We start from the raw sequence: 14,851 nt of genomic DNA on the forward strand, positions 1-14,851 counted from the left end.
AGAAATATGGAAAACGTACTTCCTTTTCCCGGAACGGAAGCAACCTTGATATAACCGCCCTCGCCGGATATGATCTGTCGGGCAAGGTATAAGCCGATGCCCACACCTTCTTGTTTCTGCACACTATTTGAGCGGTAAAAGCGAGCAAATATCTTCGCTTGCTCACTTTCCGGGATGCCTGAACCGGTATCCGATATATCGATCCTTGAAAACATTTCATAGCTTACGGCAGAAATAGTAATGGTGCCATGCTCTGTATATTTGATGGCGTTGTCTACGATATTAGCCAGCGCTTCCGCTGTCCATTTGAAGTCGAATACAGCAAAAGCATCGGTATCTTGCAGTCGCAAAGACAATCCTTTTTCAGAAGCCTTGGCAGTATATTGTTCTACTACGCTTTCAAGCAGCGGCTGCAGCGCTGCTTGCTGAGGGGAGAGTGAAATGATCCCGTTTTCCAGTCTGGAAAGCTTTACGAGAGAATCGATCAGAAATCGCAGCTTTTCCGATTGTTTGTACAGCGCCTCCACATTTGCCTTCGCCGATGCAGGCAGAGTTTCCTCCTTCAGAAGCTCGCTGTATAACAGCAGGTTTGCAATCGGCGTTTTCGTCTGGTGGGAAATGTCTGCAATCAAGGTTTTGATTTTGTCTTTTTCCTGCGCTATATTTTGAGAAGATGCTTCTGCTGCGGAAAGATAGTGCGCAAACTTCGTTTCCAATGCAGACAGCTGGCTTTCATCAAAATTGTTTTCAGAAAAGGAGCCGGTCATGGCAGCGTCTAGCATCCTTTCGATTTCTTCCATCGTTTTTCTGGCCTTTCTCCGCTCCCATAACACAACAGCTGCCGCCGCCAGAAAACACAGCAGTATGATCACAATGCCGGTTTTATTCATCTTTTGTCACCCAGCTATAACCGATTCCATAGACGGTTTTAATATATTTCTGTGCACCAAGCTTATCCCTCAGACGCTTGACCGTAACAGACAAAGCATTTTCATCCACATATTCTGCGCCATCTGTCCAGATCCGGTCTACAAGGTCTCCACGGGTCATGGTTCGGCCTCGGTTTTCAACAAGCAGACGCAGTAATTTTTGTTCGGTTTTGCTCAATTCCACTTTTGAATCTGCCACATAAAAGGTCATAGCCTCAAAGTCAAAGTGAAATAGATCCATATGGAACGGCGCATTTTTATGGTTTGACGCTTGCTTTCGCAGTTGGGTATTCACCCTTGCCCGCAAAACCGAAAGAGAAAAGGGCTTGGTAATATAATCATCAGCGCCTCTCTCCAGTCCGTCTACGATATCCAGATCGGTGTCATTGGCAGTCAGCAGAATAACAGGAATCCCGGGCGTGTTTTCCTTGATCTCCCGGAGCAGCTCAAGCCCACTGCCATCCGGCAGATTGATATCCAGCAGAACCAGGGATACACTCCCGCAAAGCAATTGTTCTCTTGCCGCTTTTAGATCATGGCAGGATATAATCTGACGGTCATCTGCTTTCAGCGCTTTGCATAAGCCTTGATTCAAACCGATATCATCTTCAACAATCAGTAATTGCTCCATGTATCTCACTCCCTCGTTATTCAAAGGCCACCATTATTTCCTTGGGTAATTTTTCGTTCTCACAGTTCAGAAGATAGGCGATTGCTCTGCTTGCAAATTTGTTCGTTTTCACTGTATCCCAATCGGCAAGCAAAATGACCTCTGCCTTGCCGTTCTCAAAATCTAATGATATTTCGCCCCATTCGCCGTCGCAGTCTGCCTGATATTCGTAGATTGCGGCGGCGATTTTCTTTTTTCGCTTGGTCTTGGATTTCTGTTTTAGCCGGACTGCATGGATTGCGCCCTCGGCAACCAAAAATTCCGTCAACTTGTCCACTGCTTTTCGGTAGGCTCGTTCTGCACCGCTGGCTGTACTGCCCTCAAACATAACCGCCAGTTCTTCAAAGGTGGGGCGGTCTTTCCATGAGCTGACACGCCCACAGGTCATGCAAATTGCTAATCGTTTTTCGAGCAAGGTCTGTTCCCGGTAATTCAGTTTCTCAAATGCCCGCTGCACCTTTTCTGCCTGTATGCCGTTCCAGAGGATATCGGTATAGTTCCAGCTATCGTCAAGGGCTACATCCTCGCCTGTTTCTTCGCCGTCCTCGTCTGTGACATAGAAAGGCTGCTGATTGCGGATACCTCGCACAACTTTCAGATAGTTTTCGGCAAGAGCAAGATCACAGTTGTATTTCTTGGAAAACTCGTTGACCGCATCCTTGGTATTGTGGTACAGCCAAGCCATTGACCGCACCATTTTGTAATTAGTCAGAGAGGATACCGACCATTTTTCTTCGCCCATGCGAAAACGGAGCATAGCATCCCGGATGAACGGATAGATGTATGTAGCATACTCTGCGCCCTTGGTAAGGTCATAGTCCATCAGTTTTTGGAGCATTTGTTCCCGGCAGGAGAGCTTTATATCTATAAATCGGTCTGTGTCGTACAAATCGCCGCCATCCACACCGAGAAAGTCTTTGATGCGCTTGTTAAGCTGCGGCTCGTAGTGGTGTAGGAAGAATGAGAAATGTATCAAATTCTTTTCCTGCAAGGCAGACAGGATATATTCGTTCAGACTGCCTACCTTTGGCGGCTCAGGTTCCAGTTGGAAGATGCGCTCTGCCACATAGGGAATGATACCATCACCGTGCGGATTGACTTGGTGTTTCGGTATGTATCCGGTCATATTCCATGTAAAATCACTCAGCATAGCGCACCTCCCTTCTCATTTCTATAAGAATCCCTTAAGACATTCTTTCATAAAAAGCATGAAGTATTTCTGCCAATTCCTGCGGTGATTCAATATTAACTTCATGTCCGGCACCAATAATCGTTTTTAATTCCACGTTCTTAAGCAATTCTGCCAATTCAATAGAAGCATTTTTATTCGCAGTATCTTTCTCGCCATATAACAATAGTGTAGGGCATGATATTTTGTGCAGAGAGTTGTTAAAGTCCAACTCCATCATGGTTTCGCATAGAAGTAAGAAATCAGCTTTTCTAAATCCCATTTGTTGAAACATGGATTTAGGCATAAATCTAAAGAGAAGATTTTGAAATTTCAGAAGCTTCTTGGGCATTTTATATTGTGTGGCGATAAGCACCAAGGAGCGAACTTTTTTCGGATATTGTATAGCATAGTTCAGAGCTAATACGCCCCCAAGCGATAAACCGCACAAATCAATAGGCTCATCATATTGATTGCAGTAATCTGAAAATGCAGCATATAGATTATCATAGGTCACTTCTTTGCTATGAACTAAATCAGGAAGATTCGGACACAAGCTGTAATCAGTAGTTTGCAAAATATCTATTGTTTTTGTCCAACTGTCAGATGTTTGTCCTAATCCATGCACATATATTTGTTTCATATTGTTCCCCCACTAAATATGTATCTTAGCTTCTGCAAGCAAAGCAGCCTGTTCCATTTCTTTTTCATAAGCTCCTTTGGCATAAGCAACATCACTTTTTGCCCGGAGTTCTTTATCTTTTGCCAGTTTCTTCATGACCTCCGCAAGGTCAGCGTCCAGAGTACCACGCTTTACATAGCGATTTATGGTGTTCAGCCTCTTTTCATATATCTGGATAATCGGATGATCGTCTGCAAGCTCTCGCTGTTCTCTGCCTTTTAGATTGCCGATCTGCCGGCAAGTGCGGTGCAGCTTGTCCCCCGGTGCATAGCCGCCGCAGTATTTGGTGTGCCTTGCGTTGGTGGTGAGGAACCACTTGCCGCAGATTTTGCATTTTTTCGGGGCATGACCAACACATAAGCCCTCAAAAAGATCAGACCGGAACATCCCTACAAAGGATACATAGTGCATCCGCTTGACCAGCTTCGCAACTTTTTCGCCGGGACGGATGACCGATATATACTGAACGGAATTGTTCAGGGTAGACATCCAGGCATTGCCCTCTGTGATAGAAAACTCCGGTGGGAAATAGGTGCCGAACATTTTCGCAAAGCCCTCTGCGGTGCGGTCTGCTTCGTTTCCGTCCGATTGTTCTGCAAAATCAAGCATCGCCTTTTGGTATTCCTCAAGGGAGTAAGCCAGATGCCCGCATACAGCGGTATAGCGCTGGAGCATCACCGCATCAGCATATTTCGGAACTTCTTCGAACGGTAAAGAATTGGTTACGGCTTTTATGGCGAACTCCACATATTTCAGAGCATTGTCCGCAGTAAAGACCCTTTCTATTCGTTCCCGGTGCTTTGGTATATCCATATAGGAGAACGGCGGCGTTTTGCTGAGAATCTCTAACATTGTCAATGCAGCTTCCTTTGCCATTGGAAAGAGTGCAGAAGTATCCTGTCCGGCATTCAGCATCCCGAGCAGCAGATTGATTTTCTCGCATTGCTCGTTCATTTTTGTAATAGTATCCGCAGGAACATTCAGTGCATCACAGGCAAGCGTGCCGACAGGGAATGTTTTGCCCTCATATATGACCGTATCCTGCCAGAAGTCCAATGTCATCAATTCTTGGTTCATGCTTACCTCCTGTCCTGTTTTTTCACTTTCTTAATTGTATCATGCTAATGTAAAGAAATCTACATCTATCAATAAGTTGTCCTGTTTTTTGAAACGGAGTTGTCCTCCGATTAGCCTGTTTTTTGAGAAATCCGTCATAACCATAATAGAAGGAGCGAAGCACCTGCCAATCACTGCGGGTGCTTCGTGCTTTCCAGAATATTATGAACGGAGGGTTTTTTATGACAATCTATGGAACCATCAAAGCGGCAATCAGTGTCAAGCAAGCCGCCGAACACTACGGGCTGAAAGTCAACCGAAACGGTATGGCTTGCTGCCCGTTCCACAATGACAGGCATCCGAGCTTGAAGCTGAATGAGGACTATTTCTTCTGCTTCGGCTGTGGAGCAAAGGGAGATGTGATCGACCTTGTGGCAAGGTTGTTCAATATGAGCAGCTATGAAGCAGCGCAAAAGCTGGCTTCGGACTTCGGACTTGACCCGAAACCGCCCACTGTCGCAGCTATGGTCAAGCCAAAGCGTCCTTATATCCGTCAGTTCCGGGAGGATGAAATGCTGTGTTTCCGGGTGCTGACGGATTATCTGCATCTGCTGGAAGATTGGAAAGTGCGGTATGCACCCAAAACACCGGAGGAGGCTCTGGATGATCGTTTTGTGGAAGCCTGCCAGATGCACTGTCCTATCGAATATATGGCAGATGTGCTGACCGTGGGTGATCTGGAAGAGCGGGTGGCATTGGTGGACGAGCTGATGAAGGAGGGAAAAATTACTTTTCTGCAAGAGTACATCACACGAAAGAAAAAGGAGGTGGCGCACCATGGCGAAGAACCGGAAAACGCCTGATATGAATTTGCCTGTCTGGTTTGATGGGCAGAACATCAACGAAGCTCTGTTTTGTGAAGAATTTCTGCATGAGCGCAGAATCATCTTCGCAAACGGAGCTTTTTTTACGCCCGATGGTCGAGTGACGGACGATCTCCCACTGCGTGGGGAGATTTACGACAAGCTGAAATTCTGTGCCGTGAACAACATCCCCCGGAAGATCACCAACATTCTGGAAGTGCTGAAACTGGAAGCGCAAGTGCCTGACTTCCCACCGGAGCAGGATCGCATCCATGTGTTCAACGGTACGCTGCTACTGAACGGCACATTTACCGAGGGCAGACCGGCTATCGTGCGAAGCCGTCTGCCTGTTGTCTACAATCCCGATGCTCCTGCGCCCGTGATCTGGCTGAACTTTTTGAATGGACTGCTCCATGCGGAAGACATTCCCACCTTGCAGGAGTTTATCGGTTATTGCCTGATCCCCTCCAACAAAGGACAGCGCATGATGGTGATTAAGGGCAACGGTGGCGAGGGTAAATCCCAAATCGGTGCGGTGCTTTCGGCTATCTTTGGCACAAACATGAAGGACGGCAGCATCGGCAAGATTTCTGAAAACCGCTTTGCCCGTGCCGATCTGGAGCACATCCTGCTGTGCGTAGATGATGATATGCGGATGGAAGCTCTGCGCCAGACCAACTATGTAAAATCCATCGTGACAGCACAAGGCAAGATGGATTTGGAACGTAAAGGCAAGCAGAGTTATCAGGGCTGGATGTTCGCCCGGCTGCTGGCATTCAGTAACGGTGATCTGCAAGCCCTGTATGACCGCAGTGACGGATTTTATCGCAGACAGCTTGTGCTGACCACCAAGGAAAAGCCGGTGGACAGAGCTGACGATCCTGATCTTGCAGAGAAGATGAAAGCTGAAGCCGAGGGTATCTTCCTGTGGGCATTTGAAGGCTTGCAGCGGCTTGTTGCCAACAACTTTAAGTTTACGGAGAGTGACCGTATCCGGGAAAACCGGGAAGCGGTCAAACGTGACAACAACAATATCTTTGATTTCATGGATTCCGAGGGATACATCCGGCGTAAAGCGGATGCGTCCATCAGCTCCAAGGATTTCTATGAAATCTATCGGATGTGGTGCGAGGAAAATTCTCTTGCTCCGCTGAAAGCCCGCAGCTTCAGCGACGCCATGATTGCCAATGCCAAGAAATTCAATCTGGAGCATTGCAACAACATCACCAACTCAGCCGGACGGCGGGTGTGGGGATTCATGGGAGTGGAAGCCATTGCACGACCTCATATAAATGGGTTTTACGGAGATTCGCCGTGTACGTACGTACCGGAGGACATTCCGGAGGAATGGCGGCAGGTCGAGTAAATCCCATTGCTGGTATGTATGTACGCAGCAAAAGAGCGTAAAACGCTTGTTATAGAAACAGCACACATCCTCTCGTTCGGGCTGTTTCTATGTCCACAGGCTTTTGAAAAAGTGTCTGTGGACACCGACTGCAAGAGGAAGTTGACACAGAACAGCTTCATGCAGACGGGCTGACCATGGGAAAAGGCGCAGACATTTTCGCCTTGGTCAGCAGAGGTCACCGCAGTGACCGCATTCCCCCTCGGGAGAGCCCTCGGAGAGCCCACGGCACTTTGCAGCCAGTATGGATGAAAGTGTCATAGTGGGTTATTACACTTTGAAAAAGTGCCGTTCTCCAGCCTTCCGCTGTCTGCAAATCTCAAAGAAAGGAAAAATCCAATGGCAAGAAATGATGGAATAGACCGTACCGTAGCCAGAAATCAGGACTTGGAAACACCGGCTGATGTGGCGAAGGTACAGGAACACAATGAGCGTGAAAAGGACAGCTACAGCAATCAGGACATCGTGCCGGAACGTACTGCGCTGAATGTTCACTTCAAGTCTCCCACTGACGATTATGTAAAAATGTTCGAGCAGATGGAACAGGATGGCGTGATCTCCACCAGAGGTCTGAAACCGGATGCCGTCAAATACGGTGAGTTGATCTTTGATGTGAACTCTGCTTACTTCTACAATCACGGCGGCTATGAATTTGCAAAACAGTTTTATGCCGATGCCTATAAAGCCGCCGTGGAGATCGTAGGCGGTGAGCAGTATATCCTATCCGCTGTGATGCACGCCGACGAGCGCAACCAGGCAATGTCCGAAGCTCTGGGCGAAGATGTGTACCACTACCACCTTCATGTGGTTTATATCCCGGTGGTAGAGAAGCAAATTCTGTGGTCGAAGCGATGTAAGGATGAATCCCTCCGGGGAACGGTAAAGGAAACGATCACGCAAGTCAGCCGCAGTAAAAAATGGGAGTCCAAGCCGGTGCTTGACAAGGATGGTAATCCAATGTTGAACGCAAAAGGAAAAAAGATTTTGAAGTCGTCCTACAGTGTGTTGCAGGATGACTTTTTTCATTTCATGCGAAATGCCGGATATACCGATGTGGAGCGTGGAGAGCGTGGCAGTACAGAGGAACATCTGACTGTGACCCAGTTCAAGGTGCAGGCAGAACAGCAGCGCTTGGAAGCTGTGACCGGGCAGGTGGCACAGGCGAAGCGGGGGTTGGAGAATGCCAAAGCTGCCACGGAGAAACAGAAAAAGAAACTGGAAGCTCTGCAAAAGGAAACCAAAACAGCAAAGACCGTTGCTCTGACGGTGCAGGAGATTGAAACGATGGGAAAGAAAGCCACATTCGGAAATAATATCACGCTGACACCGGATGAATGCGACACGCTCAAACGCTATGCGGTCAACGGCATTATCGCCAATGCTGACAACAAGCGCTTGAAGGAGAAACTGGCTTCCGCTGAAAAGACGGTTTCCATCTGGAAACAGCGGTATGAAGCAGTAAGCGAAAAATATATGGAACTGAAACAGAAAGCCCAGCCTTTTCTGGATGCACTGGAAATTGCATCCGAAAGGGTTCGGGCTTTTATCAATTCTATCCTCATCATAGGAAAGGAAACGCAGGAACACAAACACCCTGCCCAGAAGCGTGGACAGGATATGGAACTTTGATGGAGGAATTGCCTATTGAAGAAATATTATGAGGAAGCGAAATATAATGCGGCATTTGACCGCTGTGTGGATGTTATGAGCCAGATGCTCCAGAAGTACGGGCATCAGGTTTTGGATAAATTAGAGCAGGATACTCCACAAACGGTGGAGTGTTCCAAGGATGATAAGCAAGCGCAGCCTTTGACGGATAAGGCTGCGTAAAAATTTACAATTTACACGTTGCGTACTTGTTGTGGCTATGCTATAATATGTACGCAACGTGTATTTTTGCTTTTTTGGAGAAAAGACGAATGGATTGTAAAAACAGAATTATTAAGTTGCGTGAAAGCACAGGACTGAACCGGAAAGATTTTTGCAAGCTCGTCCATATTCCTTACCGGACTATGACCGAGTGGGAATTGGACAACCGCCATGCACCGGATTATGTGCTTAGACTTTTGGAGTATTATATCCGCAACGAGGGATTGATGGTAAAAGAAATGAGCGAAGGAGGTAGCGATTCTGAAAAAGAAGCAACTTAAATGTTATCTATATACGAGAGTGTCCACCTCCATGCAGGTAGACGGATACAGCTTGGATGCCCAGCGGGACAAGTTGCGGAAGTATGCGGCATACGAGGATATGGTCGTTGCCGGGGAGTATTCTGACGAAGGATTTTCCGGCAAGAACATCCAAGGGAGGCAGGAGTTTCAACGGATGCTGAACGACATCCAGGACTGCAAAGACGGCGTTTCCTATGTGCTTGTCTTTAAGCTCTCCAGATTTGGCAGAAATGCAGCCGATGTTCTGAACTCTTTGCAGCTCATGCAGGATTTTGGTGTCAACCTGATTTGCGTGGAGGATGGCATTGACAGCTCCAAGGATGCCGGAAAGCTGATGATCTCTGTGCTGTCTGCGGTGGCAGAGATTGAGCGAGAAAATATCCGCACACAGACAATGGCAGGACGGGAGCAAAAGGCTCGTGAAGGCAAATGGAACGGCGGTTTCGCTCCCTATGGATACAAACTGGAAAACGGAAACCTTGTCATTGCAGAGGATGAAGTGGAAGTTATCCGAGTAATCTATGATCGTTATATTCATACAAACGAGGGTGTTGCAGGAGTTGCAAAATATCTGAACCGCAATGGTTATGTAAAGAAACTAAGACAGAATAATACCATTCCGGGATTTTCAAGAGATTTTGTGAAAAATGTATTGTACAATCCTGTTTATATGGGAAAGATTGCTTACGGCAGACGAAGAACTGAAAAGAAACAGGGTACAAGAAACGAGATTCACGTGGTTGAGCAGTCGGAGTTTCCGGTTTATGAAGGACAGCACGAAGCTATCATTTCTGAAGAGGATTGGTATCTGGCACAGGAAAAGCGCAAGATCAATTCCTTTAAGCGGGAAAAGGTCAACAATCCAGACCACGCACACATCCTGTCCGGTATCTTGAAATGCCCATGCTGCGGAAAGAGTATGTACGGCAATATTGCCAAGGCTCATAGCAAGGACAAGAAAACACGGTATTATTACTACTGCAAAAATACAGTTACGCCGACAGGGCATGAGTGCAGTTTCCGGCTGAATATCGAACAGACAGAGATCAACAAATTTGTGGCGAAGATTATTTCCGCTATGGTCAACAATCCCCGATTTGTAGAAGCAATTCAAGCGAAAATCGGAACAGCGGTTGATACAGAGGATATGGAAAAGCAGATCGCCGTCCTGCAAGGGCAGCTAAAGCAAGCCTTTGGAACGAAAAGCCGCTTGGAGCGTCAGATGGATACCTTGGACATCAACGATGCCCACTATGACAGAAAGATTTTGGACTTGCAACGCCGCTATGATGAGCAGTATGATACGATAGAGGAAATCGAAGTTCAGATTGGCGAATTGCAAAGTCAGATACGCAGTATCCAGCAGGAGAAAATATCCGGCGATAACATTTATCGGCTCTTACTGGCATTTGATGAAGTCTACCATTCCGCAACAGAAGCGGAACAGAAAGAGTTTATGAAAGCCTTTATCGAGCGAATTGAGATGTTCCCGGAAAAGAGAAAAGACGGAAGCTGGATAAAGAAGATTGTATTCAATTTCCCTGTGCCTGTTGATGGCGAGGAAGTGAAAGAACTTCCCTTGGAAACTGAAACAACCGTCGAGACGGTATGTTTGCTGGTGAAATAACATGAAACCTCTCCTCCACATCTACGGCGCGTCCGGCTCCGGGACGTCCACGCTGGGGCGATACCTGGCGGAGCAATTTCAGTATGCCTTCCTCGACTCAGACGACTATTTCTGGCTGCCCACTGACCCGAAATTCACGACAAAGCGCCCCATTGAGCAGCGTGTGCCGCTCATACGGCAGGACATTGCCGCCGCAGAAAACGGTGCTGTCCTCTCCGGCTCACTCGTCGGCTGGGGGGATGCTCTCATCCCGGATTTCACGCTGGCGGTGCGCGTTGTGACCGACACGCCCACCCGGATGGCGCGTATAAAACAACGTGAGTACGCGCGGTTTGGTGTGCGCATTCTGCCGGGCGGCGATATGTACGACCATCATCAGGCATTTTTGCAGTGGGCCGCCGGTTATGATGACGGCGGGCTTGACACGCGCAGCGCTGTGCTGCATAATGAATGGCAGAAGCAGCTTGCCTGCCCGATCCTGACGGTGGACGGCACTGCGCCCCTGGCCGAGACCGCCGCCCGTGTGGAGGAATTGCTATGCTCTGCAAACTGACCCCCGAAGAAGAAGTGCGTATGCACATACTTTTGAAAGGCATCGCCGATGACCCGAACGCGCTGGAAATGCAAAAGTTTATCCAGCACGGCAGCGTGACCACCTACGAGCACTGTCTGCGCGTCACCCGCATCGCGTTCTGGCTCAACATCCATCTGCACGCCCGCGCGGACGAGGCCAGTCTGGTAAAGGGGGCGTTCCTGCACGATTTTTACCTGTACGACTGGCATAATTGCAGCAACATCACCCACTGGCACGGCTTCAAGCATGCTCGTATTGCACGCTACAACGCTGAAACCGTGTTTAAACTGACCGACAAGGAAAAGGACATCATCCAGAGCCACATGTGGCCGCTGAACCCCACCGACATCCCCCACAGCCGCGAGGCCGCGCTTGTCTGCATGGCTGACAAGATGTCGTCGAGCTATGAGACGGTGCTGGAACGGAAGGCGAAAAGAAAGAAATAAAACACTTCTTGACCCACCTGCTCCCCTTCTGGCGCAAGCGCCACCTTCCCCCATATTGGGGGAGCCTGTCTCGCAGAGGAAGGCAAGATTATTATGGAGGTAACACCATGCCCAATCAATACACCCGCACACGTGCCCAACTGGGCACACCCGCACTGGACGTGCTGCGCCGCGCCCATGTGGCCGTTTTTGGCATCGGCGGCGTCGGCGGGCAGGCTGTTGAGGTACTGGCCCGCAGCGGAGTAGGGGAGTTGAGCCTGTTTGACAGCGACACCGTCGCACTTTCCAACCTGAACCGCCAGCTAGTGGCGCTGCACTCAACGCTGGGGCAGTACAAGGTCGATGCCATGGCCGCCCGCATTGCGGACATTGACCCTACCATCATCGTGCACGCCAACCGCATGTTCTACAATGCCGAGACCGCCCCGGATGTCGACCTGACACAGTTTGACTACGTACTGGACTGCATCGACACGGTCAGCGCCAAGCTGCTGCTGATCCGCCGCTGCAAGGAGGCCGGGGTGCCGATCCTGTGCAGCATGGGCGCGGCCAACAAGCTGGACCCGACGGCGTTCCGCGTGGCCGACATTGAAAAAACCACCGTAGACCCGCTGGCCAAGGTCATCCGCCTCGAGTGCCGCAAGCGCCGCCTGGGCAAGGTGAAGGTCGTCTTTTCGGAGGAGCAGACCCTGCCGCCGCTGCAGGAGGAAATCGAGGAAGCCCCCACCGCTGCGCGCCGCACGGTGCCCGCCAGCAACGCCTTTGTGCCCGCCGCCTGCGGGCTTGTCTGCGGGTCCGAGGTCGTCAAGGACCTGCTGCGCAAGGCCGGCGTTTACCGCGGCAAGAAATGATTTCTCTGCGCCCCGCTGGCACAAAAGCGGGGCGTTTTGCATGAAAAATACCAGTTTGCCCCCTGTGTTATCTTGACATTTGCACGAAATCAAAGTAAAATTATATATAGGAAATAAAGAGCCAAACGGCAGGCGCGGCCTGTGCGTGGCTCCTTAAAGGGTGTCGCCCACCGGGAACGCCGCTTTTTTACGATATTTAACGTCCTGATGACGTTTTGTGTATATTCTGCGCGCAGGGGCATCGTGTGTCTTTTTGGCCGACCTGCCGCGTTTTGTCATGCAACAATGTCATAGTGAAAAGCGTCCCGCTGCGCGCATCCTCCTATTTTGATAAGGAGTGAAACCGACTATGTCACCAATTTTGACCGTGGTGCTGGTCCTTGTTGCTGCCGCTGTTGCCGGTGCGCTTGGTTTTTACCTCGGCGGTGAAAACCGCAAGCGCACCGCCGAGGCGAAGATCGGCAGCGCTGAGGAGGAAGCCAAGCGCATCGTGAATGATGCCATCAAGACTGCCGAGCAGAAGCGCAAGGAAACCATCATCGAAGCGAAGGACGAAGCCTTCAAGCTCAAGAGCGACGCGGACAAGGAAATCAAGGACCGCCGCGCCGAGATTACCCGCCAGGAGCGCCGCATCGACCAGAAGGAGGAGGCCCTCGACAAGCGCACCGCCCAGATGGAGCGCAAGGAGGAGGACCTCAAGCGCCGCAGTGAGACCGTGGAGGCCCGCCTGGACGAGCTGGAGCAGCTCAAGCTGCGCCAGACCGAAAAACTGGAAACCATCGCCGCCATGTCCAAGGAGGACGCCCGCGCCGTGTTGCTCAAGCAGGTCGATGACGAGCTGACTCACGAGAAGGCGATGAAGATCAGCGCTTACCAGGCGAACATGAAGGACGAGTGCGACAACCTCGCCCGTGAGCTGATCGGCCAGGCCATTGCCCGCTGCGCGGCAGACGCCACCAGCGAGGCCACTGTCAGCGTTGTGCCGCTGCCCAGCGACGAGATGAAGGGCCGCATCATTGGCCGCGAGGGCCGCAACATCCGTGCCCTCGAAACCGCCACGGGCTGTGACCTTATCATCGACGACACGCCGGAGGCCATCACGCTGTCCAGCTTTGACCAGACCCGCCGCGAGGTCGCCCGCATGGCGCTGGAGCGCCTGATTGCCGATGGCCGTATCCATCCGGCCCGCATCGAGGAGACCGTGGACAAGTGCCGCCGCGAGCTGGAAATCCAGATGAAGCGCGAAGGCGACAAGGCCGTCATGGAGCTTGGCATTCACAGCCTGCATCCCGACCTTGTCAAGCTCATTGGCCGCCTGAAGTACCGCACGAGCTTCGGCCAGAACGTCCTGAGCCACTCTCTCGAGGTCGCTTGGCTGGCCGGTCTGATGGCCGGTGAGCTGGGTGTCAATGTCCAGCTGGCCCGCCGCGCCGGTCTGCTGCATGACATCGGCAAGGCCCTTGACCACGAGATCGAGGGCAGCCACGTCCAGATCGGCGTTGACATCTGCAAGAAATACCGCGAGAACCCGCAGGTCATCCACGCCATCGAGGCCCACCACGGCGACGTGGAGCCCAAGACGACGCTGGCGTTCATCATCATGGCCGCCGACGCGATTTCCGCTGCCCGTCCCGGTGCCCGCCGCGAGAACATGGAAAGCTACATCAAGCGTCTGGAAACGCTGGAGGCTCTCTGCAACGGCTTTGAGGGCGTCGAGAGCTCCTACGCCGTGCAGGCAGGCCGCGAGGTCCGCATCCTTGTCCAGCCCGACAAGGTCAGCGACGACGAGGTCATTCTGCTGGCTCGCAATGTCGCCAAGAAGATCGAGAACGAGCTGGATTACCCCGGCCAGATCAAGGTCAGCGTCATCCGCGAGAGCCGAGCAACCGAGTACGCGAAGTAAAATTCACAACTGCTACAGCAACAGGCAGACCGTCAGAATTGGCGGCCTGCCTGTTTTGCTATACGATGCGGCAGGGACCGGGCATGCCCGGCCCGCAGGCTTTCCCGCAAGAGGGTGCTTATTTTACAGTGCCGGGCCGCACATGTGCGGCCCCTACTGCATGGCACCGCAAGGACTGGCGCAGGTTCTCGGACTTAAGGCAACACCGCATAATTCCCGCCTTACGGCTTAAGCACCGCTCCGGCGGCTGCGGCACGGCATCTGCGTTGCCAAAAAGCTCGATAATACAAAAAGTATTATCTGCGCTTTTGGCTTAGCAGCTGCCGCACCTCGCTCGCCGTATCGGCACTTAGAATTATGAGGTATTGCCTTAATCTTCCTGCAGCTGGCGCAATGCACCCAGGAAGGGATGAATACCTCCCCCACAAAATAATAAGCCCCCGACATAATACCGTACAGCGGCAGGTGTCGGGGGCTAACTTATTCTATTACAGATGCAGCACTCT

General features: G+C 50.8%; 15 protein-coding genes. 10 read left to right on the plus strand and 5 right to left on the minus strand.

Annotated features, from left to right (window positions below; all coding sequences use genetic code 11):
• The 5 genes from B5D32_RS13285 to B5D32_RS15040 all read right to left on the minus strand — a co-directional run.
• A partial coding sequence (locus tag B5D32_RS13285) for a sensor histidine kinase (protein WP_078785476.1) occupies positions 1–890 on the minus strand: 890 nt, incomplete at its 3' end.
• Positions 883–1,560 (minus strand): response regulator transcription factor, encoded by a 678-nt coding sequence (locus B5D32_RS13290; RefSeq protein ID WP_078785469.1) that lies wholly within the window; start codon positions 1,558–1,560, stop codon positions 883–885. The genes B5D32_RS13290 and B5D32_RS13285, both read right to left, overlap by 8 nt.
• 16 nt (positions 1,561–1,576) lie before the next feature.
• Positions 1,577–2,749 (minus strand): sigma-70 family RNA polymerase sigma factor, encoded by a 1,173-nt coding sequence (locus tag B5D32_RS13295; RefSeq protein WP_055058961.1) that lies wholly within the window; start codon positions 2,747–2,749, stop codon positions 1,577–1,579.
• A gap of 34 nt (positions 2,750–2,783) precedes the next feature.
• A complete protein-coding gene (locus B5D32_RS13300) occupies positions 2,784–3,410 on the minus strand; it encodes an alpha/beta fold hydrolase (protein WP_055058962.1) in 627 nt (208 codons plus the stop codon).
• A 12-nt stretch (positions 3,411–3,422) separates the two neighbouring features.
• Complete coding sequence (locus B5D32_RS15040; RefSeq protein ID WP_055058963.1) at positions 3,423–4,526, minus strand: DUF6076 domain-containing protein; 1,104 nt, start codon at positions 4,524–4,526, stop codon at positions 3,423–3,425.
• Between the two features lie 221 nt (positions 4,527–4,747).
• On the opposite strand from B5D32_RS15040, the gene B5D32_RS13310 reads away from it, so the two are divergent.
• From B5D32_RS13310 to rny, 10 genes are all read left to right on the plus strand, one after another.
• Positions 4,748–5,368 (plus strand): CHC2 zinc finger domain-containing protein, encoded by a 621-nt coding sequence (locus tag B5D32_RS13310; RefSeq protein WP_055058964.1) that lies wholly within the window; start codon positions 4,748–4,750, stop codon positions 5,366–5,368.
• Positions 5,343–6,734, plus strand: a complete 1,392-nt coding sequence (locus B5D32_RS13315) for a DNA primase family protein (RefSeq protein ID WP_055189204.1) — start codon at positions 5,343–5,345, stop codon at positions 6,732–6,734. The genes B5D32_RS13310 and B5D32_RS13315 overlap by 26 nt, the downstream gene beginning before the upstream one ends.
• A 378-nt stretch (positions 6,735–7,112) precedes the next feature.
• The gene (locus tag B5D32_RS13320; protein WP_078785470.1) at positions 7,113–8,402 is read left to right on the plus strand and encodes a plasmid recombination protein; all 1,290 of its coding nucleotides are present in this window, start codon (positions 7,113–7,115) and stop codon (positions 8,400–8,402) included.
• Between the two features lie 15 nt (positions 8,403–8,417).
• On the plus strand, positions 8,418–8,603 hold the full coding sequence (locus B5D32_RS13325; protein ID WP_007488117.1) for a hypothetical protein: 186 nt from the start codon (positions 8,418–8,420) through the stop codon (positions 8,601–8,603).
• 89 nt (positions 8,604–8,692) lie between these two features.
• Positions 8,693–8,923 carry a helix-turn-helix domain-containing protein gene (locus B5D32_RS13330; protein ID WP_055058967.1) on the plus strand — a complete coding sequence of 77 codons (231 nt, stop codon included), beginning with the start codon at positions 8,693–8,695 and terminating at the stop codon, positions 8,921–8,923.
• Positions 8,904–10,571, plus strand: coding sequence for a recombinase family protein (locus B5D32_RS13335; RefSeq protein WP_078785471.1), 1,668 nt, complete (start codon positions 8,904–8,906; stop codon positions 10,569–10,571). Before B5D32_RS13330 ends, B5D32_RS13335 begins: the two co-directional genes overlap by 20 nt.
• Position 10,572: 1 nt before the next feature.
• Positions 10,573–11,124 (plus strand): P-loop NTPase family protein, encoded by a 552-nt coding sequence (locus tag B5D32_RS13340; protein WP_078785472.1) that lies wholly within the window; start codon positions 10,573–10,575, stop codon positions 11,122–11,124.
• Positions 11,109–11,591: an HD domain-containing protein gene (locus B5D32_RS13345; protein WP_078785473.1), complete on the plus strand. Its 483-nt coding sequence runs from the start codon at positions 11,109–11,111 to the stop codon at positions 11,589–11,591. The genes B5D32_RS13340 and B5D32_RS13345 overlap by 16 nt, the downstream gene beginning before the upstream one ends.
• A gap of 107 nt (positions 11,592–11,698) precedes the next feature.
• The gene (locus B5D32_RS13350; RefSeq protein ID WP_078785474.1) at positions 11,699–12,442 is read left to right on the plus strand and encodes a tRNA threonylcarbamoyladenosine dehydratase; all 744 of its coding nucleotides are present in this window, start codon (positions 11,699–11,701) and stop codon (positions 12,440–12,442) included.
• 349 nt (positions 12,443–12,791) lie between these two features.
• On the plus strand, positions 12,792–14,345 hold the full coding sequence (rny, locus tag B5D32_RS13355; protein ID WP_078785475.1) for a ribonuclease Y: 1,554 nt from the start codon (positions 12,792–12,794) through the stop codon (positions 14,343–14,345).
• The last annotated feature ends 506 nt before the right edge of the window (positions 14,346–14,851 follow it).

The sequence above is a fragment of the Gemmiger formicilis genome, assembly GCF_900167555.1.
Classification (GTDB): domain Bacteria; phylum Bacillota; class Clostridia; order Oscillospirales; family Ruminococcaceae; genus Gemmiger; species Gemmiger formicilis.

Excerpts from the sequence above, each read along its gene's own strand:
- B5D32_RS13290 (WP_078785469.1), bottom strand. The coding sequence starts at position 1,560 with ATGGAGCAATTACTGATTGTTGAAGATGATATCGGTTTGAATCAAGGC.
- B5D32_RS13295 (WP_055058961.1), bottom strand. The coding sequence starts at position 2,749 with ATGCTGAGTGATTTTACATGGAATATGACCGGATACATACCGAAACAC.
- B5D32_RS13300 (WP_055058962.1), bottom strand. The coding sequence starts at position 3,410 with ATGAAACAAATATATGTGCATGGATTAGGACAAACATCTGACAGTTGG.
- B5D32_RS15040 (WP_055058963.1), bottom strand. The coding sequence starts at position 4,526 with ATGAACCAAGAATTGATGACATTGGACTTCTGGCAGGATACGGTCATA.
- B5D32_RS13310 (WP_055058964.1), top strand. The coding sequence starts at position 4,748 with ATGACAATCTATGGAACCATCAAAGCGGCAATCAGTGTCAAGCAAGCC.
- B5D32_RS13315 (WP_055189204.1), top strand. The coding sequence starts at position 5,343 with ATGGCGAAGAACCGGAAAACGCCTGATATGAATTTGCCTGTCTGGTTT.
- B5D32_RS13320 (WP_078785470.1), top strand. The coding sequence starts at position 7,113 with ATGGCAAGAAATGATGGAATAGACCGTACCGTAGCCAGAAATCAGGAC.
- B5D32_RS13330 (WP_055058967.1), top strand. The coding sequence starts at position 8,693 with ATGGATTGTAAAAACAGAATTATTAAGTTGCGTGAAAGCACAGGACTG.
- B5D32_RS13340 (WP_078785472.1), top strand. The coding sequence starts at position 10,573 with ATGAAACCTCTCCTCCACATCTACGGCGCGTCCGGCTCCGGGACGTCC.
- B5D32_RS13345 (WP_078785473.1), top strand. The coding sequence starts at position 11,109 with ATGCTCTGCAAACTGACCCCCGAAGAAGAAGTGCGTATGCACATACTT.
- B5D32_RS13350 (WP_078785474.1), top strand. The coding sequence starts at position 11,699 with ATGCCCAATCAATACACCCGCACACGTGCCCAACTGGGCACACCCGCA.
- rny (WP_078785475.1), top strand. The coding sequence starts at position 12,792 with ATGTCACCAATTTTGACCGTGGTGCTGGTCCTTGTTGCTGCCGCTGTT.